This window comes from Sporosarcina sp. P18a (assembly GCF_002743135.1).
GTDB lineage: Bacteria > Bacillota > Bacilli > Bacillales_A > Planococcaceae > Sporosarcina.
Genome location: NZ_PDYQ01000010.1, coordinates 1 through 26,816 on the forward strand (window position 1 = coordinate 1; position 26,816 = coordinate 26,816).

Here is a 26,816-nt window from a genome sequence, read left to right on the forward strand (position 1 = left end):
GGCCCCATGTATGTCCAAATAATGCCACTTACTTCTCTTGTCGGATAGCTTTTTAATTGAACGGATTCCCTAAACTTCCCATCCGTTGGCTCTGACGGAATCTCCGTGCACTCCCCGTCTGTATTGAACTTCCAGCCATGATACATACACCTTAGGCCACAGTCGTCGTTAATTCCATAATAAAGTGAAGTCCCACGGTGCGGACAGCGCTCATCAACTAGACCCACTTTTCCTTCCGTATCGCGAAATGCGACCAGGTCCTCCCCCAATAATTTAACGCGTTGCGGCTTCCCATCACTAATCAACTCTTCTGTTTGAAGGGCCGGAATCCAATATCTCCTAAACACATCGCCCATCGGTGTGCCTGCATCGGTCTGAGTCAGTAACTGATTATCTTCTGGTGTTAACATAACTATAAATCCCCCTTATTTTTTGACATTCTATATTTACTATTATGCCAATTCTGCTTGCATAACCCGTTCGATTTTCCCACGGAAGAAGAGTAAAGGCTCAGCTTGGTCATCGTAGGTAGTGTCTTTCACTTGACCTGTCACAATATAATGATCTCCACCTTCAATAACCTCTGCTACATCACATTCAATCGTAGCCAAATTTCCATTCAATAAAGGAACATTGTCTGTGGATAATGTATAGGATGCGCCAGCAAACTTATCCTCAGTTCTTTTTGCAAAACGCCAGCAATCTTCTTCCTGTTCTTTTTGAAGAATGTTAATTGCGAATGGTATACCTTTCTTTAGTGTTTTCAAACTACCTGATTTCTTATCGATACAAACCAACACTAGTGGTGGATCTAATGATACAGATGAAAATGCATTTGCCGTTAATCCAATTTGCTCACCTTCATCTGTAGTCGTTGTTATTACTGTCACTCCCGTTGCAAAATGTCCAAGTGTATTTCTAAATTCTCGTGGATCCATAATTATTCCTCCTTTAATTTAAATAGGTTTTATCTTTCCAAGTAACAAGTAAATTTGAAGTGCCATTTGAATTTCGAAACGACTATTAGAATTTGAAAGTTCAATTGAAAGTAATTCCTCAATCTTTAGTATTCTATATCTCATACCACTAATTGAAATAGACATCACACGTGCTGTTTTATGCAAATTAAATTCATTTTGCGTGTAGTAAAATAGTGTTTCTAATAGCTCCGAATTCTTTTTTCTATCATAATTAAGTATTTCTTGTAACTTTCCATTTGCAAATGACTCTAATTCTTCTGGTTCTCTTGCATTTAAGAATAACGTTAAGTTGCCTAATTCACTTGATAAAATTACTCCTGACTCCCGCGAGCGAAACTTTGCTAGTTCTACAGCTTTCTTAGCTTCCTTCGATCTACTATTAAAATCAGTGAGGTTTTCAGTTGTATCACTTATTCCGATACAAATTTGTTTGTCTTGATCATCGAATTCTTTTAGTAATCGTTCACCAAAATCTTGTATGGTCGTTTTTTCATCATATAGAAATTGTTTAGGCACAATTGTTTGTATAGCATTTAGTTTAGTTAGGACTGGGGTATTATAACGGTATTTATTTTCACCTTGAAATAAGTTTGTCAGTTGTCTTCTAATTTTCAAAAAATCATAATTTGTATTAATATCTTCCTTTATTGTCCGATCATTTATTTCAATGTAAATAATGTAATGGGGTTGTTTTAGATCATAACCGAGATAAGAAAACCGATTATAAATTTCCATAACATCTGCACTTTTCTCATTAAGTAATTGCTCAAGCAGTTCACCCTTGAGTCTTTGTTCTGTTTCAATAGCAACACGTTGGTTTTGCATATACAAAGCAACCACTACAGCCACTCGTTCTAGTAAATCTTTATGATAACTATCACTTTTCTGATTTAAAGCTATTGTAATAAATCCATAAACTTCATTTTCAAGCAAGATTGGTGTTGTTAATAACTTAAATGTTTTATCTTTAAGATCCGTTTCAACAAATTCTGGTATGTTTTCATTACTCTTGTTCCAGAAATTACTTGCTGACATATTTCTCTCCATACCGGGATTATCTCCATATTTACCAATTACTTCATAATTCATATTTTCAATTATGACTTCACAATGTAAGCTTTTCCCTAGTAGTTCGGCAAATTCTTTAAATCCGCCTCCTTGAAGCATTACTTTTGTTAAATTACGACTTAAGGAGTAACCCGTTTCAAGTCTTTCCTTCTGGCGTTCAATTTGCTGATACATCTGATCAAGTTCCCCAGACATATCTTCATCTTCATAGTAGAGTAGCTCTTCAGAGATTTCATCTCCCCATTCTTCTACTGTTTTTCCGGTATAGCTACAGTGATCATCACCTTTTCCTTTACATTTTATTTCTTTAAAGACTATTTGCTTTCCTAAACATTCGCTTGTATAACCACTTGCGTAACCAATTAGGAAGTAGCAAATGGGTTCCACATGCATCGGAAAGTATTCTAAGTGTTGTTTGACTTCTGAGGAATCAATCCAGTATCCAGAAACATTGAATTGTCCATTCTCCATATCCACATTGAAATCTTCAGGATAAGAAAAAGACCGGCCTGTTAAATTATGCATTTTAGAACCCGCAAGCAGCCATTCAAGATCATCATTCCACTTAATCTTTTCTTTCAAAATGCGTGCTTCATGCATCCCGGATCGGTAAGCATATCTTAAAATAAATCTTTTAGCTCTTTGAATTCCTAGCGCATTAATTAAATCTGTTCGTAGCACTGCCCATGCATCCATACTTGTTAGTGAAAAGTTTAAGTCTTGGAGTCTTTTGCCTGGCTTTGTTGAAATAGTGAGTAAATCATTAAGTGTAAGTTCACTTGCTTTAAGCGTCATATGAATCACCTTCATAACATAGCTCAGGTAAGTGTCCTTCTGCAAAACTAGAAAGACTTTCCGTCACACCGTTTTTTCCAAATTGTAAAAAATGTTTTTTTTCATTGTAGAATCCATGTAGAAGCAAGTAGCGTAAATAGTGATCCATTACTTTACGTCGTGAAACGATATCCTTCATTCCATAATCAAAAAGCCAACTATCGATAACATTAAATATACCCCGGTTTATATAATAACTTTTTGCACACCAATCAAAAAAACGTCTGTCGGGTAAATGAAAAAGATCTTCCATATCCTCTTTTGTAGAGACAATATTCATTTCTACTGCATACATATTTGACACCCCTTTTTATTTACTATCCAAGAAACGGATCTTGCATAAGAGGTAGAGATCACTTCCTCTTATGCAAATATATTCATCTCCGTATTTCCTTCCATTACAACTATTATGTCAAATGAATGGCTATGTTTCTCTTTATGTTCTTTCTCAAACATTACCTAAATATAAAGCCGTATCACAAAAAGATTTTAATACTTCATTATATCATCTCATGATAGCGCTTTCAAAGGGTGGCAAATACTTTTAACACTGCACTTGTAAATTCAAGATACATTCGATTGACACTTTAGAACAATCATATTTCCGGGTTGAATAACTAGTTTTCTTAAATATTTTAGTATCTAAAATATTTAGTCTGAGTCCAATAAAAGATACACGATCACTGTATGATAGCTACTATTATTGTTCTTTACGCATGACAAAGTTTAAAGCAGCCTCATAATGGTCACCTTTATTTTCAAACTTCGTTAGAAGATCCAAGCGAACGCCGTCTGCCACGTCATTTTCAAGCCATTTGTCATCGTCTGGGAATACTTGAGTAATTAGCGTTTCATGACCTTCCGCTTCAAACATTAAGTGTAGATGCGCGGGACGCATTGGTTGTTTATCCGCATATTCCAGGAACTCACCTGTAGGACCGTTTGTTGGAATTGGATAAGGGGTTGGTAAAATAGTTTTCACTTCAAAGTTTCCATTTTCATCCGTATAGAAGTGACCTCTTAGATTATATTTGGGCGCAACTGAGTCAAAGGCAGAGTAAGTAGCATCTGAATCATTATGCCACATTTCAACTTTGACATTGCCAAGTGCTTCGCCATCAACATTGCTTACATTCCCTTTGAAATACAATACATCCCCTGCTTCATTAGGTCGTTGCGTCAACACAATTGGTTTTCCATCTTCTGCTTCGAGCAATGGAGTTCCTTCAATAAAATAAGGTCCTAAAAGTGATGGTTGTGTACCAGGCATCTCTGTATACATCGCACGCAACACATGTGTCTCTAAGAATACATCTGCAAATAGGGGTAGTTCTCCAGTACGCCCTAAACGATCTGCCCAGTTCACGAAGTTTGTATATTCTTCATGATTAAGTTCTGCTTCTTCCAGAAATGCTTGGATATGTTTAATGAATAAGTCAAATACTTCTACAACGCGATCATTTTTTTTAACAGCTTCTTTTTGCATAATTAAATTCCCCCCAATTAGTTGTTATACTAACATTTTCACTTAGCCTTAACAAAATACTATCTTACTGTTATAAGTCTGTGAAAAGTTAGAATATTTAATCTACACTTTCATCTTATTCCAATGTAAAAACGAAATCAATATACTTTTAGGACTGACTATATCCGATTATTAGATCTATTAGTACTAATTCTTGCTCTTTAATTAACGTCATCCTGTAGACATTATCAATACAGATTAATAATAGTACTAGATCAGTTTTAGGTTTCATATAGGTCAAAAAAAGATAAAAGGCAATTACTAAAAAGTATCTGCTTGAGACATACATTGTTGTTTCCATAAATACTTACTCCAAAAATGGATTGCTAACACTCTTCTATGCTGTATATTTTATTTAATTAGATAATATAAGAAAGGAACTTAATAACGGGAAGACTTCTTCACTAAGGAGTAAAAAGTAGTTAACGTGCTTATTAAAAGATACTGTTGTACGAATATCTTTTATTAATCCCCCATTTCAAAAAAAGGACGAGCGTTCCATGAATACGCTCGTCCTTCTTACCATTACGGTTATTTGCTCCAGTGCTCAGCGATGAATTCATTACGTCCTGAACGTGCACGGTTGTCTTTGTAATGTTCTTGTTCTTTTATATAATAATCTTGATGGTATTCTTCTGCCCGATAGAATGTTTCTGCGGGGCGGATAGTTGTAACGATAGGTTTTGTGAAAATACCACTTGCAGCTAGGTCAGCTTTCGATTTTTTGGCAGCTTCCCGTTGCGCCTCTGTGTAATAAAAAATAGCGGTTGTGTAAGATGAGCCGCGGTCGTGAAATTGACCTTCTGCGTCTGTCGGATCAATTTGTTGCCAGTAAACTTCAAGCAACTTCTCATATGGGAATAAGGCAGGATCAAATGTGATTTCAACGACTTCCACATGACCGGATGCACCTTTTTTCACGTCTTCATACGTTGGATTATCCAGATGTCCGCCCATATATCCTGACACGACGTCTTGGACACCTGGCCATTCTTTAAACGGTTTCACCATGCACCAGAAACATCCTCCAGCAAATGCAGCCTTTTCAAAATTCTGTTCAACCATTGACAACATCTCCTTTTTTATGAAAGCGCGTGCCCAAATCCACTTGTCTAGTAGAGGCGTACACAACCTGTTTGTGATTTAAAAGTCCTTCTTATACTATATCATTGACCGCCTATACGATGGTAGTTTCACGAGGTTACTAGTAAAGCTTTCTCCTGCATTTTTCTACTTTCTTCTTCCGGTATACGAATAAATTTTACAATAATTGCACTCACTAAGTAGAGACCACTGAAAATCCACACGACCCCTTCCGCTCCAACAAGCCCGATAAACGTTAAGGCGATCGCTGGTGCTACGAATGTTGATAAACCCGCGGAAAAATTCAACACGGACATTGCCGCGCCTTTATCTTCACCCGCCACAGAAGGTACCAATGCACCGATCGGAACGTAGCCCGCTACCAAACCACCCCAAATGAAACCGACAATGCTTGTCGCAACAATGCTACCATTTGTAATCACCGGTATATAGAACAGAAGTGGCGTGAATATTGCACATCCGACTCCACCAAACCAAATGATCGTGTTTTTCCAACCGAATTTGTCTCCAATGAAGCCGAACACTAAATTAAAGATAATATTTCCTAAGAAAAATGTTCCCCATAATTGCAGCCAAGCAGTTGTTTCAATGCCATGTTGTGCCATATGCATGGGTAGGAATACTGGGAATCCATAAACACTTAAGCTATTGATAACGCGGACAACCCCACCCGCAGCAACTCTCGGGTTTGATTTCAAAATGGTAATACCTTTCAATAATTCTTTGACTGCTTCTTTTTTGTTCGCTAGTTTTTTCTTTTCAAACTTGTCTTTATTGATAACTAAAGCTAAAACCGCACCTAGACTTACCCAGAAGATAGATGTCCACATTGTATTGATGTAACCGAGATATTGGATCGCAACACTTGAATACCACGCACCAAGAACCATCATTCCCGCACAAAATACAAACCAGAACCAACCAACAGCAGAACTCAATTTATTTTGCGGTGTCTTATAAATGACCCATGTCAAGAAAGAATAAGCAAATAACGGATAACCAAAACCTTTAATGAAATAAGTTAAAAGCATGATCGGGTAATTCATCGTAGAGAAACCGTATGTAATAAACCCTGCCGTACCGATAATATAGACGGCTAATCCGATGGCCATTGTACGTTTCGGGCCAAAAACATCTACACAGACGCCCGAAAACCAAGATGACAGTGCGATTGAGATTCCATATACTGTGAATATAGCAGCCGATTGCTGAATCGTTAATCCGCTTTCAATTAAGAATGGGCTTAACCAACCGGCTTCAATTCCATCTCCCATCATAAACAACATCACACCAAAAAAGCCCCAACCTAAGTTTTTCGTGATTCCAATTCTCTCCAACACATCAGTGCCCTCCATTCATATCCGTTTTGTAATGTCTTTACAAAACAAAAAAACTTTCTGTAAAAAACAGAAAGAGTCGTTGGTATTCATCGCTAGCGCAATATAAATATGCATTCCTCTTTCTATCTCTCAAGCTACGCTTGCTGGATTTGGCACAATTATGTTGCCGAAGTTTCATAGGGCCAGTCCCTCAACTTCTCTCGATAGAAAAATAATATGAAATTAGTAGAATATAATAAAAACAGACCTAATGAACTCACTGTACAGAATAATTAATTTTAAGTCAACCAGTTATTGAAACTTTCTAAATATACTGCCGCATTATGATATACTAATTAGCAAAATCATTTGTTTATATCAAATGTATAAGTGAGCGCTTTTCACTAAAATTAGAATAACCCGGACCCATACTTTTGGGATACGCATCCCTTTACAATAACGGAATTTCAAAATTGTTAATCACTATTTGATTTAGATACTTTAGCAATGTCAGGATTTCATATTATATTTAAATATTATTCCCGTAGAAAGGACTTGTATAATGCAATCGTATATTGATGTAGAAAATGGTATCGTCCCCTCGGTTTGTTCTCTGGATTGTCCAGACCAATGTGGACTGTTGATTCATAAAGAAGATGGTAAAATCATTAAAATTGAAGGTGATCCCGAACATCCAATCACAAAAGGAAGTATTTGCAACAAAGTTCGGCATATGGCTGAACGGATTTACGATCAAAATCGGATTACTACTCCTTTGAAACGAATCGGGGAAAAAGGCGATGGGCAATTCGTTCCAATCAGTTGGCAAGAAGCCATTACAACTATTACAAATCAGTGGAAAAAATTAATTTCTGAAGAAGGGCCAGAATCAATTCTTCCCTACAGTTTCTATGCCAATATGGGGAAACTTAGTTCTAAAGGGATGGATCGCCGTTTCTTCTACCGCCTAGGTTCGAGTCAACTGGATCGAACCATTTGTTCAGTCGCTGGTGAAGCCGGCTACAATTACACGATGGGTGGGCGTTATGGAACAGATCCAGAAGAGATGAAGGATACGAAATTATTTGTTTTTTGGGGCATCAATGCCGTCAGTACGAATATGCACCAAATTATGATTGCGCAAAAAGCGAAAAAGAGCGGCGCTAAAGTTATCGTCATTGACGTCCATAAAAACCAAACTGGGCGCATGGCTGACTGGTTCATTCCCATTCTTCCGGGAACTGACGGAGCGCTTGCACTTGGAATTATGCATATTCTTTATAAAGAAAAGCTAGTCAATCAAGCATTTTTGGAGCAGTATACAATCGGCCATGAAGCGCTCGGTGAACATGTAAAATACTACGATCCCCAAATGGTTTCCACCATCACAGGTGTGCCGGAGGAAGATATCTATGAACTAGCACGGATGTATGGGACTGTCTCCCCTTCCATGATTCGCATTGGCAATGGGTTGCAGCATCATGATAATGGCGGCATGATAGTCCGGACTATCTCTTGCTTGCCTGCATTGACAGGGCAGTGGGAATTAAAAGGCGGTGGGGCGGTTAAATCAAATTCGGACTATTTGACACATAATATCGCCGCACTAGAACGTCCTGAACTTCAGGAGAAGCCAACGCGTAAATTCAATATGAATTTGTTGGGACAAGTATTACTGGAGGAACAACAGCCGGTTCGCTCTTTGTATGTCTATAATAGCAACCCCGCTGTTGTCGCACCAGATGCCAATAAAGTACAGGAAGGCTTGGCGCGTAAGGACTTGTTTACAGTGGTTCATGATTTGTTCTTGACAGACACTGCGTTGTTTGCCGATATTGTTCTACCGGCGACATCCGCATTTGAAAACACGGACTTCTATACGTCTTTCTGGCATCACTATATTCATTTGCAAGAACCAGTTATTGAAACCTACGGGGAGAGTAAATCCAACCCTGACGTTTTCAGATTATTAGCACAAGCTATGGGCTTTGATGAGCAACCTTTCCTAGATGATGACGCTGAAATGATCAATCAGGCGTTAAGCGATTTGTCCAACCCTCATTTATCCGAAGTGTCGTATGCCGCATTAAAGGATAAACGCTATATGAAAGCGAGCGATACACGCAATCCATTGAACCATTTAAAAACACCGAGCGGAAAAATCGAATTGTATTCAGAACAAATGAAATCGGCAGGATTACCGGCTCTTCCTACGTATATTCCAATTATTCAAGATTCCGATTATCCATTACTGTATATACCTGCAATTAACCATAATTTTATGAATACCATTTTTTCGAACAATGAAAAACATCTTAAACTTGAAAAAGAACCTACCTTGTTTATGAATCAGCACGATGCGAAAGAGCGGGGAATCGAGGACAAAGCGACTGTTCGTATTTGGAACGAGCGCGGAGAATGTGAATTTATTGTCTCTGTCGGCGAACAAGTACTGCCGGGAGTTGTTGTCAGTCAAGGGATTTGGGGAAATAATTCAGATCAAAAACGCCTTGTGAACGCCTTAACGCCAGATCGAATTGCCGACATGGGCGGTGGAGCTACGTTTTTCTCAGGGCGTGTTGAAGTCGAGAATTTATAACTAGACAAAACAGCTCAGAATTCCTGCCGCATTAATGGGAGCCTCCTCTTGTCTAAAACAGGAGGCTCACCTTGTTCTTACACTGATTTAACAATGCCGGATTATTAGATGCGCATTTCATAGAATTTGACGTTTTGCCGTTTCATCGATTGGATTGTTATTGATATCATTTGTCTCCTATAATTCACAACTAGATAACCCAGGATACCTTTCAATTACTTTACACCCCGGGAAAAAATTCGACGATTGTATAAAAGCTCATATGTATCTTCATTTGCTAATCTGTCATCTAAACAGGCATTTAATTAATTAAAATAGCTTGTAAAAAATAGTTATATATTACTACCTATTTGACTATATTCAAAGTTTACGTCAGTCAAGATAGCATGCTAAAATATATTGAATTTAATTCCAAAGAGGAAGTGTGAAACTTAAGAGAAGTCCGATATTGGCTATACCATCATCACGTTACACTGTATTTGATTTAAAGAAATCAAACTAGTAAAGAGGTGTTCTAAGTTGATAGCGGAAAATAAAGAACAAACAATATTTAATCATTTAGGAATGAGAATCATAACGGACCGTGACATTGAAATTATTGCAAAAGTCGAAGAACCATTAGTCGTCGTCTTAGGCAATATGTTGAGTGACGAAGAATGTGATGAACTGATCCGACTCTCGACAGACAAGATGAAACGATCCAAAATTGGCACAGCCCATGCGGAAAGCAAGATTAGAACAAGCAGCAGTATGTTTCTAGAAGAACGGGACAACCCGATTGTTATGAAAATCGAAAAACGGATTGAAGCAGTTATGAACATTCCTATCGAACACGGCGAAAGACTCCAGATTCTTCATTATCTGCCAGGACAGCAATATAAAGCGCACCATGACTTCTTCTCAGCGGCTAGCAATGTTACCAACAATCGAATCAGCACGCTCGTCATGTACTTGAACGATGTCGAACAAGGTGGCGAAACGTTCTTCCCCCATCTAAAACTGTCGGTCGTGCCCCAAAAAGGAATGGCCGTTTATTTCGAGTATTTCTACAGCGATCCGTTGTTGAACGACTTGACGTTGCACGGCGGCGCACCGATAGAAAGCGGAGAGAAATTTGTAGCGACGCAGTGGATGAGGAAGCAGAGGGTACGGTGAGGAACTTGGTTAAAGTTGATTAGTCAGTGCCTACACAAAGAGTTTTCTCAATAATCTGAACGGATACTGTATTTATAAATTTTTCTATTGCAAAAAGCGGTCGGCTGCTATTATGAGCTGAACGCTTTTTTTGATTCAAGGTATCTATTGAATGAAACGAACGTGCAATTTTCAGCACTTCTGTTAATGAGGACACGCATTATTGTATTTTACACATGAATGCATAAAAAACGCCAACCCCTAAATGTTAGGAGTTGACGCTTTTTAATTAGGACAGCTGTCTTACATCATGCCGCACATGTAATACCCTTGAAAACATGTACAAATGGAAGTTGAAAATCCTATTCAATCAACGTTTACAATTTTTAAGGCAAAGGGATATATAAATTTACCCTTAAATATGAACAAGTATTTATACAACATAACGATTAAAACGGGCAACATTTTTCGATTCTGGGGTAAGTCCTTTTTCCGATCCCTCAACATACGATCTACGTTATGACTTATACAGATTCTTCGCTTGAATGAACTTTCCGCATAAAGGCATTCACATCTGCTGGTACTTTACCGTCTAGTAAGGAAACAATATACACTGTTAAGAAGCCAACTGGCACGGTAATGATACCTGGCACTCTAAATTGTAAAGCCTCAGGTAAAATGGATGAAAAGAAAATCATAAACATAGAAACTGCAAAACCAACAATCAGCCCCGCAATTGCCCCCTTTTCAGTAATCCCACGCCACCAAATGCCTAATACGAAAATAGGTGCAAATGTGCTTGCCCCAACTGTAAAGGCGAGCGCGACAAGATGGCCAATGGAGGCATCTTTGACGAATAAACCGAGTACTCCATAAAAAACACCAAGAAAAACAATCGCTAATTTTGCAGCAACTACTCGATTTTTCTCTGTTAATTCCTTTTTCGTGAATTTTGCATATAAATCGTGAGCAATTGCTCCTGAACTTGCAATAAATAATCCAGATAGGTTTGAAAAAACCGCGGCAAACGCACCGGCAATTACAAATCCAAGCAGCCATTTACCGCCTAAAGCTGTTGCAATAGATGGTATCACCATATTATCCCCACCGGTAATCAGGTTCTGCATGACTTCAGGACTGGCATTTCCACTTAAATAGATGGCTCTTCCGACAACGCCAAGGTAAATGGCACAGGCGAAAAATAAACTGGCGATCCCAATCGCTAATACTGCCGACTTTCGGGCAGACTTAGCATCTGGATTTGTGTAAAAACGCAGTAAAATATGCGGAAGCCCAAGTGTACCTAGTGAAAGCCCGATTAACATAGATGCAGAGTGCCAAAAGTTTGGATTGAATGCACCAGTTTTTGACCATGTTTCTCCGTTAAATACGACATCTTTTCCATCCGTCGTATATGCGCCCGTGTTCAGTACCGTACCACTAAATTCACTGATTACGGATAGAATTCTCTCGTAATGGAAACCTCCATAAATAGCGGCAGCTACCATGACGATAAAGGCTATAAAACGAATCCAAAGCTCCAACGCTTGGTTAATGGTTGTTCCCTTCATTCCACCAATTCCAACGTAGAATATCATGACAACACTTGTAAAGATGATGCCAAATTCATAGGACGTTCCAAAAAACATGCTCAAAATTTGTGCAGCGCCGAGTAACTGGGGTGCTGCATAAAATCCTGAAATAGCAAGCACTACAATTACAGCAACAATTCTAGCTCTTTTACTATGAAAACGATAAGCAACAAAGTCTGCAACTGTGAAAGCACCGAATCGGCGTAAAGGTCCCGCTATGAAAAGTGCCAAAAGCGTTAAACCAATTGTAAAGCTAAAGGTATAAAAAGCCCCATCATAACCGATCGCAAAGGTAAGTCCTGCTAGCCCTAAAAACGTTGCAGCACTTAGATAGTCCCCGCCAATCGCTGAACCATTTGTAAACCATCCGAAATTACGGCCGCCTACAAAGAAGTCACTGGCACTTTCATTTCTTTTTGATAAATACGTAATATAGACAATCGTCCCCAATAATAAGAGCGTAAAGAGGTATTTTGGATCTAATAACGCTTGCATCATAGCAACGTCTCCTCCTTACTTTCTACAAAACTTGCTTGTACACTTGATGTTGCCCCCTTTGTCTTCACTTTGCTTGTTTGTTCACTTACCATGTTCTCTTTCTTCTCCATACGGCTCATTTCTAGACTTTTTCTTTCCCATCTTTCATAAAGCTTCGTGTGTAGATAAGCAATAATAAATGCCATTGCCATCGCGACAATTGTCGTCAAAAACCAGCTGTAAGACATTCCCCCAAACATCTTTGCAAAGGCCCAATCTGGTCTAAACCAGTTGATTGCTGGAACAGAAAAAATAAATATAAAGTAAACAATTGCTAATGATAATCCAGTGGATAATTCGGTTCTAATGCTATAACTTGTTTTCTTATCCAACTTAGGTAACTTTTTTATATCAATCGTTTCGCATGGCTCGTCTGTCATGACATATTTTTTCTCTTCCAATTGTATACACCCCTTCATTTTTCAAAACTTATCAATGAACTTAGTTTGGTGCAAAACAGCATGAATACTAGCTGGTTAGTTATTTTTGTCAACAAGAAAACTCTTTGTATCAAAAGAGTTTAAAATTGTTGGATCTCTGCATCTATTTCTCTAGATGATTTTCTCGATAATGCTCGCATTCCAAAAGCTAGCATACAAACTACTTTATGATTTATCGACGCATAAAGTAATCCATTCCCCCAAAACCTTAGATACTTCTAAATCAACCCTCCCTTTGAATTCAATTCCAAAGATCATAGCATCTCCTTTAACTAAAGTGCTATTAGCTCCGTTGCCAGTATATGATAACTTTTCCTGAAAAATTAACCGTCGCATTAATTTTTTCAGTCCCTTACTTCCACCCTTTTCTGTACTAGTCATTCCGATTTCCTTTTCGTCCCATACTGTTCATCCATTTAAAATAGTCAGTATTTTCTGATTATATATACTGCTTCAATCCTAGTCAAGTCATTTTTTAATTAATCATAATCAATTTCCTCTGAACTACTCCCACTTTCACTATGTATAAAAAGGGGAGATTCTTAAGAACAACTACGTTACCGCCAGTGATAGATTAGGCGATATTCGATCCCCTTTAATAGGGGCATCGCGGATTTTCTGTCATTCATTATTTTTCTTGACGCCCGATTTCGGATCTTGCGTTATCACAATGCGTAACTGTTTAAGCGGAAATTCCAGATGATCCCAAACATTTTTCTCATAAAGGGCAGGGCTCGCTTCCCTTTCTACTTGTTCGATGAGCCATTGTTCACGCTCTTCCTTCTTCTTGCGACTGCGTTTCTTTGTCGTTTCTTTGGGTTTTTCCTGCTTGGAAGGTGCTCTGTCACGTACTTCGAAATATGTCGCCTCAATCGCGACTGTTTCATCTAAGATGAACCCTTCAGGGATGGCTATTAGGATGATGGTTTCCTGTAGATTTTCCCGGATGTTTGTTTCGCTTAGCTGAGTTAGAAGGCGTTGTTATAAACCACGGAAGAAATTGCATCCGAGACCTTGAAGCTGCCATTCAATTTGAAAAACAGATCGTGTTTCAAGCGTTTCACCAAATCATTGATGATTGGAATCCGTTCGAAATGACGTGCTAATACATTCACCATCATCGTTCCATAATTCAATTCGGTTAGTACACCGAGTCGGGATTTCTACTCAATTTCAAAGAAGATGGAATCCAGATCAATGGCGGCTACAATCTCTTCATATTTTTGGATAAGTTCCATCTCATATAATTCTTAGATGCCAAATAGGCTCTGTTTTCGGATAATGGTCAAAGGGGTTACTTCCAGTATTTCAGGTTTTTTAGTCGACTACCAGTATACTAGACAAAGAGAGGTACTTCTTTTTTATACCTTTAACCCCTTAGTAGACAAGGGATTGGAATTATGAAATTCATTCATATGAAAAGAAATATAAAAAGGCCTCTCAAAAGTTTTGTCAACTAATGAGAAGCCTTCGATAATGATTAAATATATTACTTTGCTATCAAACGGAGAGTGAAATGATAATGTATGACACAAAACCCCATTACAAAATGGTTTTTTGCTGTCTTACATCATGCCGCCCATTCCACCCATACCGCCCATGTCAGGCATTCCACCGCCACCTGCTGTTTCTGGTAAGTCTGCAACTACAGCTTCAGTAGTCAAGAACATAGCCGCTACAGATGCTGCATTTTGTAGTGCGGAACGAGTTACTTTCGTTGGATCTACGATACCTGCTTCTACCATGTTAACCCACGTGCCTTCTGCTGCGTTAAAACCAATGCCGACTTCTTCGCGCTTCAAGCGATCTACTACGATAGAACCTTCAAGGCCCGCGTTAGTTGCGATTTGACGTACTGGTTCTTCAAGCGCACGAAGTACAATCTTAATACCAGTAGATACATCGCCTTCAGTATCTTCAAGTAATGCTTCTACTTGCTTGTAGACGTTAACTAGTGCAGTACCGCCACCAGAAACAATTCCTTCTTCTACTGCTGCACGTGTGGAGTTCAATGCGTCTTCGATTCGAAGTTTACGCTCTTTCAACTCTGTTTCAGTTGCAGCACCGACTTTGATGACTGCTACGCCGCCAGCTAGTTTAGCTAGACGTTCTTGCAATTTCTCTTTGTCGAATTCAGAAGTTGTTTCTTCCAATTGTGAACGAATTTGGCCTACGCGTGACTCGATAGAACCTGCGTCACCGCTACCTTCTACGATTGTTGTATTGTCTTTTGTTACTACGATTTTCGCAGCGCGTCCGAGTGAAGTAAGGTCAGCAGATTTCAGATCAAGTCCTAGATCTTCTGTGATCACCTGTCCACCTGTTAGGATTGCGATGTCTTCAAGCATAGCTTTACGGCGATCACCGAAGCCAGGCGCTTTAACTGCTACTGCGTTGAATGTACCGCGAAGTTTGTTGACAACTAGTGTAGCAAGGGCTTCACCTTCAACGTCTTCTGCGATAATCAACAATGGTTTACCTTGTTGAACGACTTGTTCAAGCACTGGAAGGATTTCCTGAATATTGTTGATCTTCTTATCTGTAATCAAGACATATGGATTATCAAGTACCGCTTCCATTTTGTCTGTGTCTGTTGCCATATACGCAGATGCGTAGCCACGGTCGAATTGCATACCTTCTACTACATCAAGCTCTGTTATAAAGCCTTTAGATTCTTCGATTGTGATGACACCATCATTACCTACGCGCTCCATTGCTTGTGAAATCAACTCACCAACTTCTTCGTCACCAGAAGAGATTGCTGCAACTTGTGCAATTTCTTGTCTGCTTTCGATTTCATCGGATACGCTTTGAAGACCTTCTACCGCTGCGATTACCGCTTTTTCGATTCCTTTACGGATACCGACTGGGTTTGCGCCAGCCGTTACGTTCTTCAAGCCTTCACGAATCATGGCTTGTGCAAGTACAGTTGCTGTTGTTGTTCCGTCACCTGCGATGTCATTCGTCTTGGATGCAACTTCTGCTACAAGCTTTGCGCCCATGTTTTCGAATGCATTTTCTAGCTCGATTTCTTTTGCGATCGTTACACCATCGTTTGTGATGAGTGGTGAACCGAATTTGCGCTCAAGTACGACGTTACGACCTTTTGGCCCAAGTGTTACTTTTACAGCGTCTGCTAGTGTATCTACACCGCGGAGCATTGCGGAACGTGCTTCTTCGTTAAATTTAAGTTCTTTAGCCATTGTATTTGATACCCTCCAGAATTTTCTATTTTTCTACTACATGTACTTTTTTATTAATTATCCAATAATTGCAAGAATGTCGCTTTCACGAAGGATTAAGTATTCAGTACCTTCATACTTCACTTCAGTGCCTGCGTATTTAGAGAAGATGATGCGGTCGCCTTCAGATACTTCTAGTTCGACGCGCTGTCCGTTCTCAAGAACACGGCCTGTACCAGCAGCGATTACTTTTCCTTCTTGTGGCTTTTCTTTCGCAGAGTCCGGTAGAACAATGCCGCTCGATGTTTTTTCTTCTGCTTCGATTAATTCGATAATGATACGGTCACCTAGTGGTTTCAACAAATGAAACAACCTCCTCGAGATAATGTGTAATTTTTATTTTTCTTAGCACTCACTTATGATGAGTGCTAACACAACTCTAATATTAATGAATTTCACACATAATTGCAAGTAAAAGTGTTCGACAATTTCTTCTTTTGCCAAACGTCTTTATTCGCGTTAAACTAATCAACATGTATGAAAGAAAGGTTGTGCACCGTGAAAAACTGGGTTGTTGCTCTGATGATCTTCATGTCGTATGTGTTGCTCCAGATTACCAGCATTTTTCTTGCCCCTGAATTAATTATTTACTTCACCGGCAAAGACTTGTCTAAAGCAGATGCCGTATCACAAGGTTTCGCCTGGACGTTATTCATCACGCAAGGTATCGCTGCACTGATCATTGCTGTGATCCTGTTACAAAATAAAAAGTTCTTACCTGCATTTAAAGGAAAGCCTGTCGGATTCGGAAGCGTTCTTCTATGGGGAGTACTTGGTTTCTTCCTCGCCATGGCTGGACAAATTATAGGTGCCGCGATTGAGTCCGTGTTCGGTGTCACCGCTGGCTCCGAAAATACGGAATTATTGTCGAATATTTCGAAAACCGCACCTATTATTATTTTCGCTATGGTGTTATTTGCACCGTTCCTCGAAGAAGTCGTCTTCCGCCGGATTATCTTCGGTGGCTTGTACACAAAAACGAACTTTTGGGTCGCTGCGATTGTCAGCGCCATCGTATTTGCAGCCGTGCATGGCGAGTTGCAACACTTACTGATGTACTTAATGCCAGGTCTCGCGTTTGCCTTCGTCTATTACAAGACTAAGCGTCTACTGACCCCGATGATTGCCCATTTCCTCATGAACAGTTTTGTCACTGTCGTACAATGGAATGCGGATAAACTGCAACAATTACAAGATATGCAGCAGGGCATCGTATTATTCCTGCAGTAGAAAAAATCTCCCCGTGAATGGGGAGATTTTTTTAATGTGGATATGTTGAATGTTCGGTAAGCGGGAGAGTACCGTTGATCAACGCCCCCTGCTGGAACTCCAATCCCGAACCATAAACCTCCTACTTCTTACTGCGCAGCTATTACCTGTACCATCTTATCAATATCAGGCTTCGCTGTTCCTTTCACGTTCTCTGTCAGGATACTGAAGATCAGCTCTTGTCCGCTCTTCGTCTTCACATAGCCCGACAACGAATCCGTACCGTTGAGCGAACCGGTCTTCGCCTGCACTTTGCCTCTGACAATAGGACTTGTCAAACGGTTTCGCAACGTTCCACCTAGCATACGATCATTCACACCTGCAATTGGCAACGAACGCTCAAATGCCGGATACCATTCTTTAGATTGGGCTGCATACAGCACTTCCGCAATCTTCTCGGAAGGAATTTTATTCTTATGTGACATACCTGAACCATCTTCTAAATAAATACCTTTTGTACTAATATTGTTTTTTTCTAACGTTTCCCTCACAACACGCAAGCCCGCATTCCAACTTCCTTCATTATATACCGCACGACCCATAGACTTTGCTAAGACTTCTGCGTGTGAGTTATTGCTGTACTTCATGAATGGCATCATTAAATAATACAATGACATAGATTCTTTCTTTGCGAGTAACTCTGCATTCGCAGGAGTTTTTCCACGTGTTACACGAGCAGTTGGTTGAAGCTTGATACCTTCTTTAGCCAGTGCGCGTTTGAAGACGTCCGCTGTATAGGCTGTCGGATTCGATACCGTTACCCATTGGCGCTTGCCGTTTGAGTTGAGTGGTACGTTTCCTGAAACGATAATCGTGTTCGTTCCTTGCTGACGTTTCATCGTCACAGTATTGTGTTGATTTTTTGGAACGGTACGTGTGCGATTGACGACTTTTACGATATCCGTGTGAGGAGTCAATGTGACAGCTCCTGCTTTTCCGTTTCGTGTCGGCTTCGCTTCAACGATTGTCGTACCTGCATCGTAGTCTTTATTCGGCGAGATCGTCAGTGCCGAAACTTGCGCTGCGTAGTAATACGTCTCGTCTGCCTTATGAATACCTGGTGATAGACGCTGTGTATCAAACCATGTATCGTCCGCCACGATATGTCCTGTAACGGAACGGATACCTGATTCACGGATTTGCCGGGCCAAACGTAATAAGTCGGCTTCAAGTAATGTCGGATCACCTGTCCCACGCAAATAGAGATGACCGTCGAGAATACCATTTTTCACTGTACCGTTCGTTAAGACATCTGTATTGAAAGTATAATCTTTCCCCAGCACTTCAAGGGCTGATGTACTGGTTAGAACTTTGACGTTCGAAGCGGGTGTGATACCTTGATTGCCACGATATTGATAGATCACGTGATTAGTATCCGCATCACGTACGACGACACTGCTTCGTGTCCCCCGCATACGCTGACTTGAAATAACTTGATTAATGCCTGTTTCTAACCCTTTATAGGACTGCTGAGCCGCAGCTACTTGACCTTCCATAATAGGAGTTGTAACACTCGCCATAAGCAATAATGCACCTAGTAACCACTTGCTCCATCTAGTTGGAGTCTTTTTTCTATTCACTTGTATTCATGTCCCCCTACTCATTCTATTCTTAGATAGTTTACCATAGAGGCATTGGTAAATGAACCCATATTTGACTGTGGTCCCGTAAACATAAAAGATCCTCCTGCATTTGCAAGAGGATCTTTTATGTTTACTTATCATCCGTTTTATTCATCACTTCATCAATCTGACGCTGTTGCTCTGCTTTGACTTCTTCCATCTGGCGTAGACGTTCAGATTTCTCGAACTTCCGATAGCCTAGACGTGAAATCACGATACTGATCTCATACAGGATGAACAGCGGAACCGAAGTGAATAAATGCGATACGATATCCGGTGGTGTAATGAACGCCGCAATTACGAACAAGACGAAATACGCGACTTTCCGTATCTTAACGAGTACTTTAGGTTGCAACACGCCGAGACGCGATAAAAATAAAATGACGATCGGTAACTGAAAGACAAAACCGAACGGCAATAATAGTGAGAATAAAAAAGAGAAATACTCATTGATACCAATTGTCTGCTCAATGTTCAATTGACCTGACAGATTAATCATGAATTTCATGACATACGGTAACAATATGAAATACGAGAAACTAATCCCTACTAGAAATAAGAGAAATGCAAACGGGATATACGACAATGTGACCTTACGTTCAAGCTCACGAAGTCCGGGTGAAATAAAGGCCCAAAATTGATACATGATAACCGGTGAAATAATGACAATCGCTAGGAATACTATAACTTTCAAATAGATCACGACTGGATCTATCACGTTAAATGCATTCAGTGTAATTTGTTCAGCAGGTGTATCGTATTGGATAAAATTGATCAGCGGCTTCGCTAAGAAGAAACTGCCAATTGCCCCAACAATAAAGAAAACGACAATTACCATCAGCCGTTTTCGCACTTCATCTATATGCTCAATGATTGTTAAGTCTTTATCTGCCATCAGAATAACACCCTAACTCAGCGCACTTCTTCTTTCTTGTCTTCAACCTTTTTTACGTCGTCCTCGTCATCTGTAAGGCCTTTTGTTGCGTTTTTAAACTCACGCAATGAAGAACCGAATGCTTTACCGATTTCAGGTAATTTCTTAGGACCAAATATAAGTAACGCGATCACAGCGATAATCAGTAAACTTCCGATACCTGGAGCCATGTTGGCCACCTCCTCATAATATGTCTATTCTACATGAAAACCTATAATTTTACTATTGCAGTGTCACGTAATTTGTGAATCTTTTACGTCCGTTTTGATAAGATAAATCAATGTTTGCAACTCAACGGACAAATCGATTGTCTGAATACGGATTGTATCTGGTACTGCCAGCCGTTCAGGGGTAAAGTTCAATATCCCTTTCACAGACGTTGTAGCGAGACGATCCGTCAATTCCTGTGCAACACGTGATGGCACAGTCAAAATAACCATTTCAATGCCTAGTTCATTAATTTTCTCTTCAAGACGATCAGGTGGATAAATAAGAATATCGTTCTTTAGTTCGCCTTCATGCGGCGCTTTCGGATCGAATGCCACGACAATTTTCGTATTGTGGATCTTTTGGAAATTGTATTTCAAAAAAGCGTTGCCGAGACTACCTACCCCAATTAATGCCACTTTGGTTTCTTCGTCTTGATCAAGTGTTTCGCGGAAGAATTGCAGCAAGGAATCTACGTCATAGCCGTATCCTTTGCGTCCAAGCGCCCCAAAATGCGAGAAATCTCTGCGAATCGTTGCCGCATCAATCTTCATCGCTTCACTTAATTCACCTGAGGAAATGCGTTGTACACCTTTATCTGCATAATTTCGTAAAAATCTATAATATAGAGGCAATCGTTTTGATGTTGCCTGCGGAATTCTAGGTTTACTCACAGCTGTGCCCTACCTCCATCGTCACTTCAATGACCAACCCCTAAACAAGGGTACAGCCGCTTTTATCGTACAGCACAACGGGTTTATTGTAAAGCCGATTATTGCATGCGAAGCTCCATTCCATTAAACTGATAAAGAATAGAGGTGTGGGGCTTGATTATTTTACAAGTAAATGGACTGACAAAGTCTTTTTCCGGCACGGATCTACTAGAAAACGTCCGTCTCGAAGTACAGCATCGAGATCGCGTCGCATTAGTTGGACGAAATGGTGCTGGAAAATCGACTTTATTGAAAATTATTGCAGGTGAAATATCCGCGGATGAAGGAGATATCATCATTCCCAAAGATGTACGCATGGGCTATCTCGAGCAGCACAGTGGGCTGGATTCAGAATTAACGATTTGGGATGAAGTGATGACGGTATTCGCACCACTTCGTGAAAAGGAAAGTCGGCTGCGCGCGCTAGAGCATGAAATGTCGAATCCTGCGGTTCTTGAAGATGCGAGTCGCTATACTCGCATCATGACGGAATACGATGAACTTCAAATTGATTTTAAGGAGGCAGGAGGCTATCAGTTTGAAGCCGATGCTCGTTCCGTGCTTCATGGCATGCGGTTTTACCCGGATGATTTCGAGAAGCCCGTGCACTTACTGTCAGGCGGTCAAAAGACTCGTTTAGCGCTTGCAAGGATGCTTCTGAGTAAGCCAGACTTGTTAATACTGGATGAACCGACGAATCACTTGGACATCGAAACACTGAACTGGCTCGAACGGTATTTGTCGGGTTACGAAGGTGCGATTCTAATCGTTTCACATGACCGATACTTCCTCGATAAAGTAGTTACCACTGTATATGAAGTATCTCGACGGAAAGTCACAAGGTACAGCGGTAATTACAGCTCATACTTAGATGAGAAAGCGAAGAACTATGAACGTGACCAGAAGTTATTCGTTCAAGAAAAGGATGAACGGGCCAAGTTGGAGGAATTCATTCAGAAAAATATTGCGCGTGCGTCCACTTCCAAAATGGCGAAGAGCCGACGTAAGCAACTAGAGCGGAGAGACTGGATGGAATCTCCTGACGGCGACGAGAAATCCGCGAACTTCTCCTTCTCAATTGACCGACCAAGCGGTAACGATGTACTGTCGTTAGACAATGTCAAAATTGGCTATGGTGAAGAACCTGTATCGAAGAACATTAATTTGCGTATTTATAAAGGTGATCGTGTAGCATTTGTTGGACCGAACGGTGTCGGCAAATCCACGTTGCTTAAAACTATAGTAAAGCGCAATGAACTGATGGGTGGGGAAATTCGCTTCGGCACGAATGTCCAATTTGGTTACTACGATCAAAATCAGGCAACACTTATTGGCACAGGTACCGTCTTGCAGGAAATATGGGACGACTGGCCACAAATGAATGAAAAAGATGTACGCTCCCTACTCGGACGCTTCCTGTTCACGGGTGACGACATAGAAAAACTCGTCACTTCCCTGTCAGGTGGAGAAAAAGCACGTCTTTCATTGGCGCAACTAATGCTCGAGAAATCCAATACATTGATCTTGGACGAGCCAACGAATCATTTAGATCTCGACAGCAAAGAAATTTTAGAAAATGCACTTGATGATTTCCCTGGAACGATATTGTTCGTGTCACATGACCGGTATTTTATCAACCGACTCGCAACCAAAGTTATTGAAATGAGTGACGATGGAGCAGTGGAGTACCTAGGCGATTACGATTACTTCGTCGAGAAAAAAACTGAGACGGAAGAGATCTTAGCGGCTACACAACTCGAACAACGAGCAAAAGAGCCTATCGTCAAGAAAGAAGTGGCGAATAAAGAAAACCAACGCCATGAACGCCGGCTTAAGAGATCCATTGCAGACTTAGAGAATAAACTCGAAGCCTTCGACGAAGAAATTGAAAGTTTGCAAGCAAAACTACTAGAACCCGAACTAGCGAACGATCACATCGCACTAATGGATATCCAACGTCAAATCGATGAAATCCAAGCTGCCCATGACGAACAATCGGAAGAATGGTTATTACTTCAAGATGAGTTAGAGAACTTGTAAAGACGTCTGGGACTTGAAATAGTCTAAAATGAAATGAGCATTGAGAACTGATTGGTTCTTGATGCTTGTTTTTTTGTCCATAAAGCCTTGGTTATGAGCGGTTAAGTTGTAAGATAGAGCGTTCGTATAGAAAGTATGAGCGGTTGAAGTTCAACATAGAGCGGTCCTCATATTCTATAGAGCGCATAATGAATTTTATGAGCGCTTCCGCAATAACTATGGGCACTTATGTGAAGATATGATGCTTCAACCCGATTATCCGAACAACTTCACGACAAATTGCGACAAGAATCCTACTATTCTTCCTATCGTTCGTCATTTTTATACTTTCCTTAGAAATTGTAAGCTAAAATACACTTCATTTCTCCACAATCTTTTCCACAGAGCAAATCCCTATTTGAACACATATGAACATAGTTATCCACGTTATCCACAAATACTTGTTTACTAGTCCACATAGTTATCCAAAATGTATCCGTTTACCATTCACAGGTTATAAATGTTACCAACAATCTATCCACAATCTGTGTATAAGTACGAACGTTCCCTCTTGACAAACTAATATTCGTCTAACAAAAAAACACACAATTTGCTGAAAGTTAGCAAACTGTGTGTGTATTCATTAATTCCATGATTTTAATGGCATTCCAGGTCGACCATTCATACTAGAATCACTTCGAACGCCGCTTTTCCACATCTCATAGCCAGCCCCGGCAATCATTGCTGCATTGTCTGTACATAATGAAATAGGTGGAACGTAGAAAGGAATCCCTTCTTTTTCAAACGCAGCGGTCAATGATTTTCGCAGTCCTTGATTGGCAGCTACACCACCTGCCGCAATCACTTGCTTCACGTCATATTCTTTCGCCGCTTTCACTGTCTTGACTGTCAATACTTCAACAACACTTTGCTGAAAGCCCGCCGCAACATGATCATGATTGATCTTTCCGCCTTTTTGCTCGATATTATGCTTATAATTGATAACTGCAGACTTCAATCCACTAAAACTGAAGTCATAGGAATCCTTTTCAAGCCAAGCGCGTGGAAAGTCTATACTTTCATCACTCATCAGCGCGAGCTGATCCACTTGCGGACCTCCCGGATAAGGCAAACCAAGTACCCGAGCAACTTTATCATAGGCTTCGCCTGCTGCGTCATCACGCGTTTCACCAATCAATTCGAATGAACCATGTGACTTCATGACGACAAGCTCAGTATGACCGCCTGAGACGATGAGTGCCAGCAAAGGAAACTCCATCTCATGAATCAATTGATTGGCATAGACATGTCCTGCAATATGATGCACACCAATCAATGGTAACTGATTCGCAAAGGCAAAAGCTTTCGCCGCATTGATACCGATCAACAGCGCCCCCACTAATCCAGGTCCTTCTGTCACAGTGACCGCAACCAAATCACTTGGTACAAGTTTCGCTTCATTCAATGCTTCCTGAATCACCAGTGTGATTTGTTCCACATGCAGACGCGACGCTATTTCGGGAACCACACCGCCAAATTGCTTTTGCTGCTGGATTTGTGACGATACAATAGATGAAATAATTTCCGTCCCATTTTTTACTATAGAAGCCGCGGTTTCATCACAGCTCGTTTCAATACCCAAAATATACTGATCTTTTTCCATTAGAATTCCACCCACATGACGAGCCCATCTTCATGGTCGTCTGTATAATAGTTTTTCCTGATACCGCCTTCTTGAAAACCTAACTTGCGATACAACATCCGCGCTGCTTCATTACTCACACGCACTTCAAGCGTCATGGTCTTCACTTCATTCAAGCGGCACAACTCCATCGCCTGACGCATTAGATCTTCTCCATACCCTTTACCTCGATAAGCCGATAGTACGGCCACATTAGTGATATGACATTCATCGAGCACAATCCACATACCACAATGCCCAATCACTTCACCGTCCAGGTCCGCTACAATATAATGTGCGTATGCATTTCCTGTTAATTCATGCTCAAAAATCTCTTCTGTCCAAGGTGTCGCAAATGATTCAAGTTCTATACCCGCAACCGCCGGAATGTCATCAGGCGTCATCTTTCGAAATAGCACTTCATTACTCATGGGAAGACCCCTTCTTCATCAAATTGGCTTCTGCCTCCGTAATGCGCTTATACTGTGGTGTAAACGTATGAACTATTTCGGGTTGATTTGTACTTTGCGCCAGTGAGATAGCAGAAGATGCACGTGGCACATTTAATGCGAATGGTGCAATATATGCTTGCTTTCCAAGATGCTCACGAATAATTGATTCATACAGTTTCACATCTTCTCCAACAAATAAAACCGCCTCTTTACACTCTTTTAACTTCTCCAACAACTGGACAACTGGGCAGTGCTGATCCTCTAATACACTGACCAATTCAGTACCCTTCGCTCGATAGACACCTGCGTAAACGTTGGATCTTCTCGCATCAATTACAGAACAAATCAGACCGTTGAACAGTTGTCCATTCAACGCTAAAGCCTTCAGACTTGATACACCGTAAAGCGGTTTATCAAGCGTCCAAGCTAATGTCTTCGCAATCGTTACACCAATGCGAACACCTGTATACGAACCAGGGCCCTCTGAAACAGCAATCGCGTCTATTTCCGAAGGAGTAATATCTGCCTTACGACATGCCTCTTCCACTGCCGGCATCGCGCGCAGCGAATGATTGATCTTCATCATGCTTGACTCTTCGATAAGTACTACATCATCTTTAACGATTGCTACAGATAAAGGTGAATTTGCTGTATCTATACCTAACCATATCATGTAAAAATCTCCTCACAAATACGTGTAAATCGTTCACCTTTTGGCATACATTGAACTCTGCGGGAATTAGGCCCCGTATGATGGATGAGCAATTCCAACCGATGTTCAGGCAACTCTTCTTGAATAAATTGTGCCCATTCCACTACAGAAATCGCATCTCCATAAAACAGTTCGTCCCAACCTAAGTCTTCCTCGCTATTGGCTAACCGATATACATCCAAATGATTGAAAGGGTAATCCCCTTCATACTGCTTGATAATCGTAAAAGTAGGACTACTAACTGTCCGTGTGATACCCATTGCTTTTGCAAGTGCTTTTGTGAATGTTGTCTTGCCAGCCCCAAGATCACCTTCAAGGGTCAGTACATCAGGAGGTCTTAGATAGCGACCGATTTCGGTGGCCAGCTTCTCCATTTCCTCAACGGACTCGATTTCTTTCTCCCACACAACCAACTCACCCTTCTCTTCCTATTATAGTACTAGTGTACAGAAAAACCTTACAAAACAAAAGCCAAGAAGCCAGCCCTGTTTCTTTACAAGAAAAAAACGATCACACCCTTTAAGGTGAAATCGTTTTGGAATGTTAAAATATGGCGGTCCCGACGGGAATCGAACCCGCGATCTCCTGCGTGACAGGCAGGCATGTTAACCGCTACACCACGGGACCACTGAAATGAAGCAAAAAGATAAAGCCTAGCAACGTCCTACTCTCACAGGGGGAAACCCCCAACTACCATCAGCGCTGAAGAGCTTAACTTCCGTGTTCGGTATGGGAACGGGTGTGACCTCTTCGCTATCGTTACTAGACTCTTTGAGTAAAGCTTGTTCACTCAAAACTGAATAAAAGACATTGTGTAGTTCAAGTAACTACTT

Annotated in this window: 24 protein-coding genes, 1 tRNA gene, 1 rRNA gene and 1 riboswitch; of the genes, 4 read left to right on the forward strand and 22 right to left on the reverse strand. The window is 40.5% G+C overall.

All coding sequences use genetic code 11. The annotated features are described in order from the left end of the window. The 7 genes from CSV75_RS15675 to CSV75_RS15710 all read right to left on the reverse strand — a co-directional run. Positions 1-410, reverse strand: a 410-nt coding sequence (locus CSV75_RS15675; protein ID WP_144034791.1) for a Rieske 2Fe-2S domain-containing protein, incomplete at its 3' end; no start/stop codon positions are given. A gap of 42 nt (positions 411-452) precedes the next feature. After that, positions 453-938: a flavin reductase family protein gene (locus CSV75_RS15680; protein ID WP_099676562.1), complete on the reverse strand. Its 486-nt coding sequence runs from the start codon at positions 936-938 to the stop codon at positions 453-455. Between the two features lie 18 nt (positions 939-956). Continuing rightward, positions 957-2,843: a XylR N-terminal domain-containing protein gene (locus CSV75_RS15685; protein ID WP_158231681.1), complete on the reverse strand. Its 1,887-nt coding sequence runs from the start codon at positions 2,841-2,843 to the stop codon at positions 957-959. After that, a complete protein-coding gene (locus CSV75_RS15690) occupies positions 2,833-3,177 on the reverse strand; it encodes a hypothetical protein (protein ID WP_099676564.1) in 345 nt (114 codons plus the stop codon). The genes CSV75_RS15685 and CSV75_RS15690 overlap by 11 nt, the downstream gene beginning before the upstream one ends. A gap of 405 nt (positions 3,178-3,582) precedes the next feature. Continuing rightward, positions 3,583-4,368: a dioxygenase family protein gene (locus CSV75_RS15695; RefSeq protein WP_099676565.1), complete on the reverse strand. Its 786-nt coding sequence runs from the start codon at positions 4,366-4,368 to the stop codon at positions 3,583-3,585. A 570-nt stretch (positions 4,369-4,938) separates the two neighbouring features. Further along, positions 4,939-5,472 (reverse strand): peptide-methionine (S)-S-oxide reductase MsrA, encoded by a 534-nt coding sequence (gene msrA, locus CSV75_RS15705; RefSeq protein ID WP_369825396.1) that lies wholly within the window; start codon positions 5,470-5,472, stop codon positions 4,939-4,941. A 128-nt stretch (positions 5,473-5,600) separates the two neighbouring features. Beyond that, positions 5,601-6,851, reverse strand: coding sequence for an MFS transporter (locus CSV75_RS15710; RefSeq protein WP_099632612.1), 1,251 nt, complete (start codon positions 6,849-6,851; stop codon positions 5,601-5,603). A 119-nt stretch (positions 6,852-6,970) separates the two neighbouring features. Continuing rightward, a riboswitch (SAM riboswitch) is annotated at positions 6,971-7,061 on the reverse strand. Between the two features lie 331 nt (positions 7,062-7,392). Here CSV75_RS15710 and CSV75_RS15715 point away from each other — a divergent pair. Both CSV75_RS15715 and CSV75_RS15720 read left to right on the forward strand, forming a co-directional pair. Next, positions 7,393-9,429: a molybdopterin oxidoreductase family protein gene (locus CSV75_RS15715; protein WP_099676568.1), complete on the forward strand. Its 2,037-nt coding sequence runs from the start codon at positions 7,393-7,395 to the stop codon at positions 9,427-9,429. 564 nt (positions 9,430-9,993) lie between these two features. Continuing rightward, complete coding sequence (locus CSV75_RS15720; protein ID WP_099676576.1) at positions 9,994-10,584, forward strand: 2OG-Fe(II) oxygenase; 591 nt, start codon at positions 9,994-9,996, stop codon at positions 10,582-10,584. A gap of 503 nt (positions 10,585-11,087) precedes the next feature. Here the strand turns inward: CSV75_RS15720 and CSV75_RS15725 are convergent. The 5 genes from CSV75_RS15725 to groES all read right to left on the reverse strand — a co-directional run bounded on the left by CSV75_RS15725 (position 11,088) and on the right by groES (position 16,677). Beyond that, positions 11,088-12,653, reverse strand: coding sequence for a sodium/solute symporter (locus CSV75_RS15725; RefSeq protein ID WP_099676569.1), 1,566 nt, complete (start codon positions 12,651-12,653; stop codon positions 11,088-11,090). Further along, positions 12,650-13,093, reverse strand: a complete 444-nt coding sequence (locus CSV75_RS16610) for a hypothetical protein (protein ID WP_233191695.1) — start codon at positions 13,091-13,093, stop codon at positions 12,650-12,652. Before CSV75_RS16610 ends, CSV75_RS15725 begins: the two co-directional genes overlap by 4 nt. A 204-nt stretch (positions 13,094-13,297) precedes the next feature. Then, positions 13,298-13,513 carry a hypothetical protein gene (locus CSV75_RS15735; protein ID WP_099674200.1) on the reverse strand — a complete coding sequence of 72 codons (216 nt, stop codon included), beginning with the start codon at positions 13,511-13,513 and terminating at the stop codon, positions 13,298-13,300. Positions 13,514-14,697: 1,184 nt separating this feature from the next. Continuing rightward, a complete protein-coding gene (groL, locus tag CSV75_RS15740) occupies positions 14,698-16,335 on the reverse strand; it encodes a chaperonin GroEL (RefSeq protein ID WP_099676570.1) in 1,638 nt (545 codons plus the stop codon). 57 nt (positions 16,336-16,392) lie between these two features. Beyond that, positions 16,393-16,677 carry a co-chaperone GroES gene (gene groES, locus CSV75_RS15745; RefSeq protein ID WP_029055048.1) on the reverse strand — a complete coding sequence of 95 codons (285 nt, stop codon included), beginning with the start codon at positions 16,675-16,677 and terminating at the stop codon, positions 16,393-16,395. Positions 16,678-16,872: 195 nt separating this feature from the next. Here groES and CSV75_RS15750 point away from each other — a divergent pair, with 195 nt between their 5' ends. Beyond that, complete coding sequence (locus tag CSV75_RS15750; RefSeq protein WP_158231683.1) at positions 16,873-17,604, forward strand: CPBP family intramembrane glutamic endopeptidase; 732 nt, start codon at positions 16,873-16,875, stop codon at positions 17,602-17,604. A 128-nt stretch (positions 17,605-17,732) separates the two neighbouring features. Here CSV75_RS15750 and dacB read toward each other — a convergent pair whose 3' ends face one another. The 4 genes from dacB to CSV75_RS15770 form a co-directional block, all read right to left on the reverse strand. Then, the gene (dacB, locus tag CSV75_RS15755) at positions 17,733-19,223 is read right to left on the reverse strand and encodes a D-alanyl-D-alanine carboxypeptidase/D-alanyl-D-alanine endopeptidase (protein WP_099676571.1); all 1,491 of its coding nucleotides are present in this window, start codon (positions 19,221-19,223) and stop codon (positions 17,733-17,735) included. A gap of 133 nt (positions 19,224-19,356) precedes the next feature. Beyond that, positions 19,357-20,160, reverse strand: coding sequence for a twin-arginine translocase subunit TatC (tatC, locus tag CSV75_RS15760; protein WP_099632641.1), 804 nt, complete (start codon positions 20,158-20,160; stop codon positions 19,357-19,359). A gap of 17 nt (positions 20,161-20,177) precedes the next feature. Beyond that, positions 20,178-20,369: a twin-arginine translocase TatA/TatE family subunit gene (locus tag CSV75_RS15765; protein ID WP_029055052.1), complete on the reverse strand. Its 192-nt coding sequence runs from the start codon at positions 20,367-20,369 to the stop codon at positions 20,178-20,180. 63 nt (positions 20,370-20,432) lie between these two features. After that, positions 20,433-21,080 carry a redox-sensing transcriptional repressor Rex gene (locus CSV75_RS15770; RefSeq protein WP_099676572.1) on the reverse strand — a complete coding sequence of 216 codons (648 nt, stop codon included), beginning with the start codon at positions 21,078-21,080 and terminating at the stop codon, positions 20,433-20,435. Positions 21,081-21,233: 153 nt separating this feature from the next. Here CSV75_RS15770 and CSV75_RS15775 point away from each other — a divergent pair, with 153 nt between their 5' ends. Further along, positions 21,234-23,159, forward strand: a complete 1,926-nt coding sequence (locus tag CSV75_RS15775; RefSeq protein ID WP_099676573.1) for an ABC-F family ATP-binding cassette domain-containing protein — start codon at positions 21,234-21,236, stop codon at positions 23,157-23,159. Between the two features lie 622 nt (positions 23,160-23,781). Here the strand turns inward: CSV75_RS15775 and tsaD are convergent. The 6 genes from tsaD to rrf all read right to left on the reverse strand — a co-directional run bounded on the left by tsaD (position 23,782) and on the right by rrf (position 26,750). Further along, positions 23,782-24,801: a tRNA (adenosine(37)-N6)-threonylcarbamoyltransferase complex transferase subunit TsaD gene (gene tsaD, locus CSV75_RS15780; RefSeq protein ID WP_099676574.1), complete on the reverse strand. Its 1,020-nt coding sequence runs from the start codon at positions 24,799-24,801 to the stop codon at positions 23,782-23,784. Beyond that, on the reverse strand, positions 24,801-25,250 hold the full coding sequence (rimI, locus tag CSV75_RS15785) for a ribosomal protein S18-alanine N-acetyltransferase (protein ID WP_099632653.1): 450 nt from the start codon (positions 25,248-25,250) through the stop codon (positions 24,801-24,803). Before rimI ends, tsaD begins: the two co-directional genes overlap by 1 nt. Continuing rightward, positions 25,243-25,944 carry a tRNA (adenosine(37)-N6)-threonylcarbamoyltransferase complex dimerization subunit type 1 TsaB gene (tsaB, locus tag CSV75_RS15790; protein ID WP_099676575.1) on the reverse strand — a complete coding sequence of 234 codons (702 nt, stop codon included), beginning with the start codon at positions 25,942-25,944 and terminating at the stop codon, positions 25,243-25,245. The genes rimI and tsaB overlap by 8 nt, the downstream gene beginning before the upstream one ends. Next, the gene (tsaE, locus tag CSV75_RS15795) at positions 25,941-26,390 is read right to left on the reverse strand and encodes a tRNA (adenosine(37)-N6)-threonylcarbamoyltransferase complex ATPase subunit type 1 TsaE (protein ID WP_233191696.1); all 450 of its coding nucleotides are present in this window, start codon (positions 26,388-26,390) and stop codon (positions 25,941-25,943) included. Before tsaE ends, tsaB begins: the two co-directional genes overlap by 4 nt. A 144-nt stretch (positions 26,391-26,534) precedes the next feature. Next, positions 26,535-26,610 (reverse strand) — tRNA-Asp (locus CSV75_RS15800). A 24-nt stretch (positions 26,611-26,634) separates the two neighbouring features. After that, positions 26,635-26,750 (reverse strand): 5S ribosomal RNA (rrf, locus tag CSV75_RS15805). Positions 26,751-26,816 lie beyond the last annotated feature (66 nt).

Bases quoted from the DNA above. Each gene is read 5' to 3' on its own strand.
- CSV75_RS15680 (WP_099676562.1), bottom strand. From the start codon at position 938: ATGGATCCACGAGAATTTAGAAATACACTTGGACATTTTGCAACGGGA.
- CSV75_RS15685 (WP_158231681.1), bottom strand. From the start codon at position 2,843: ATGACGCTTAAAGCAAGTGAACTTACACTTAATGATTTACTCACTATT.
- CSV75_RS15690 (WP_099676564.1), bottom strand. From the start codon at position 3,177: ATGTATGCAGTAGAAATGAATATTGTCTCTACAAAAGAGGATATGGAA.
- CSV75_RS15695 (WP_099676565.1), bottom strand. From the start codon at position 4,368: ATGCAAAAAGAAGCTGTTAAAAAAAATGATCGCGTTGTAGAAGTATTT.
- msrA (WP_369825396.1), bottom strand. From the start codon at position 5,472: ATGGTTGAACAGAATTTTGAAAAGGCTGCATTTGCTGGAGGATGTTTC.
- CSV75_RS15715 (WP_099676568.1), top strand. From the start codon at position 7,393: ATGCAATCGTATATTGATGTAGAAAATGGTATCGTCCCCTCGGTTTGT.
- CSV75_RS15720 (WP_099676576.1), top strand. From the start codon at position 9,994: ATGAGAATCATAACGGACCGTGACATTGAAATTATTGCAAAAGTCGAA.
- CSV75_RS15725 (WP_099676569.1), bottom strand. From the start codon at position 12,653: ATGATGCAAGCGTTATTAGATCCAAAATACCTCTTTACGCTCTTATTA.
- CSV75_RS15735 (WP_099674200.1), bottom strand. From the start codon at position 13,513: ATGACTAGTACAGAAAAGGGTGGAAGTAAGGGACTGAAAAAATTAATG.
- groL (WP_099676570.1), bottom strand. From the start codon at position 16,335: ATGGCTAAAGAACTTAAATTTAACGAAGAAGCACGTTCCGCAATGCTC.
- tatC (WP_099632641.1), bottom strand. From the start codon at position 20,160: ATGGCAGATAAAGACTTAACAATCATTGAGCATATAGATGAAGTGCGA.
- CSV75_RS15765 (WP_029055052.1), bottom strand. From the start codon at position 20,369: ATGGCTCCAGGTATCGGAAGTTTACTGATTATCGCTGTGATCGCGTTA.
- tsaD (WP_099676574.1), bottom strand. From the start codon at position 24,801: ATGGAAAAAGATCAGTATATTTTGGGTATTGAAACGAGCTGTGATGAA.
- rimI (WP_099632653.1), bottom strand. From the start codon at position 25,250: ATGAGTAATGAAGTGCTATTTCGAAAGATGACGCCTGATGACATTCCG.
- tsaB (WP_099676575.1), bottom strand. From the start codon at position 25,944: ATGATATGGTTAGGTATAGATACAGCAAATTCACCTTTATCTGTAGCA.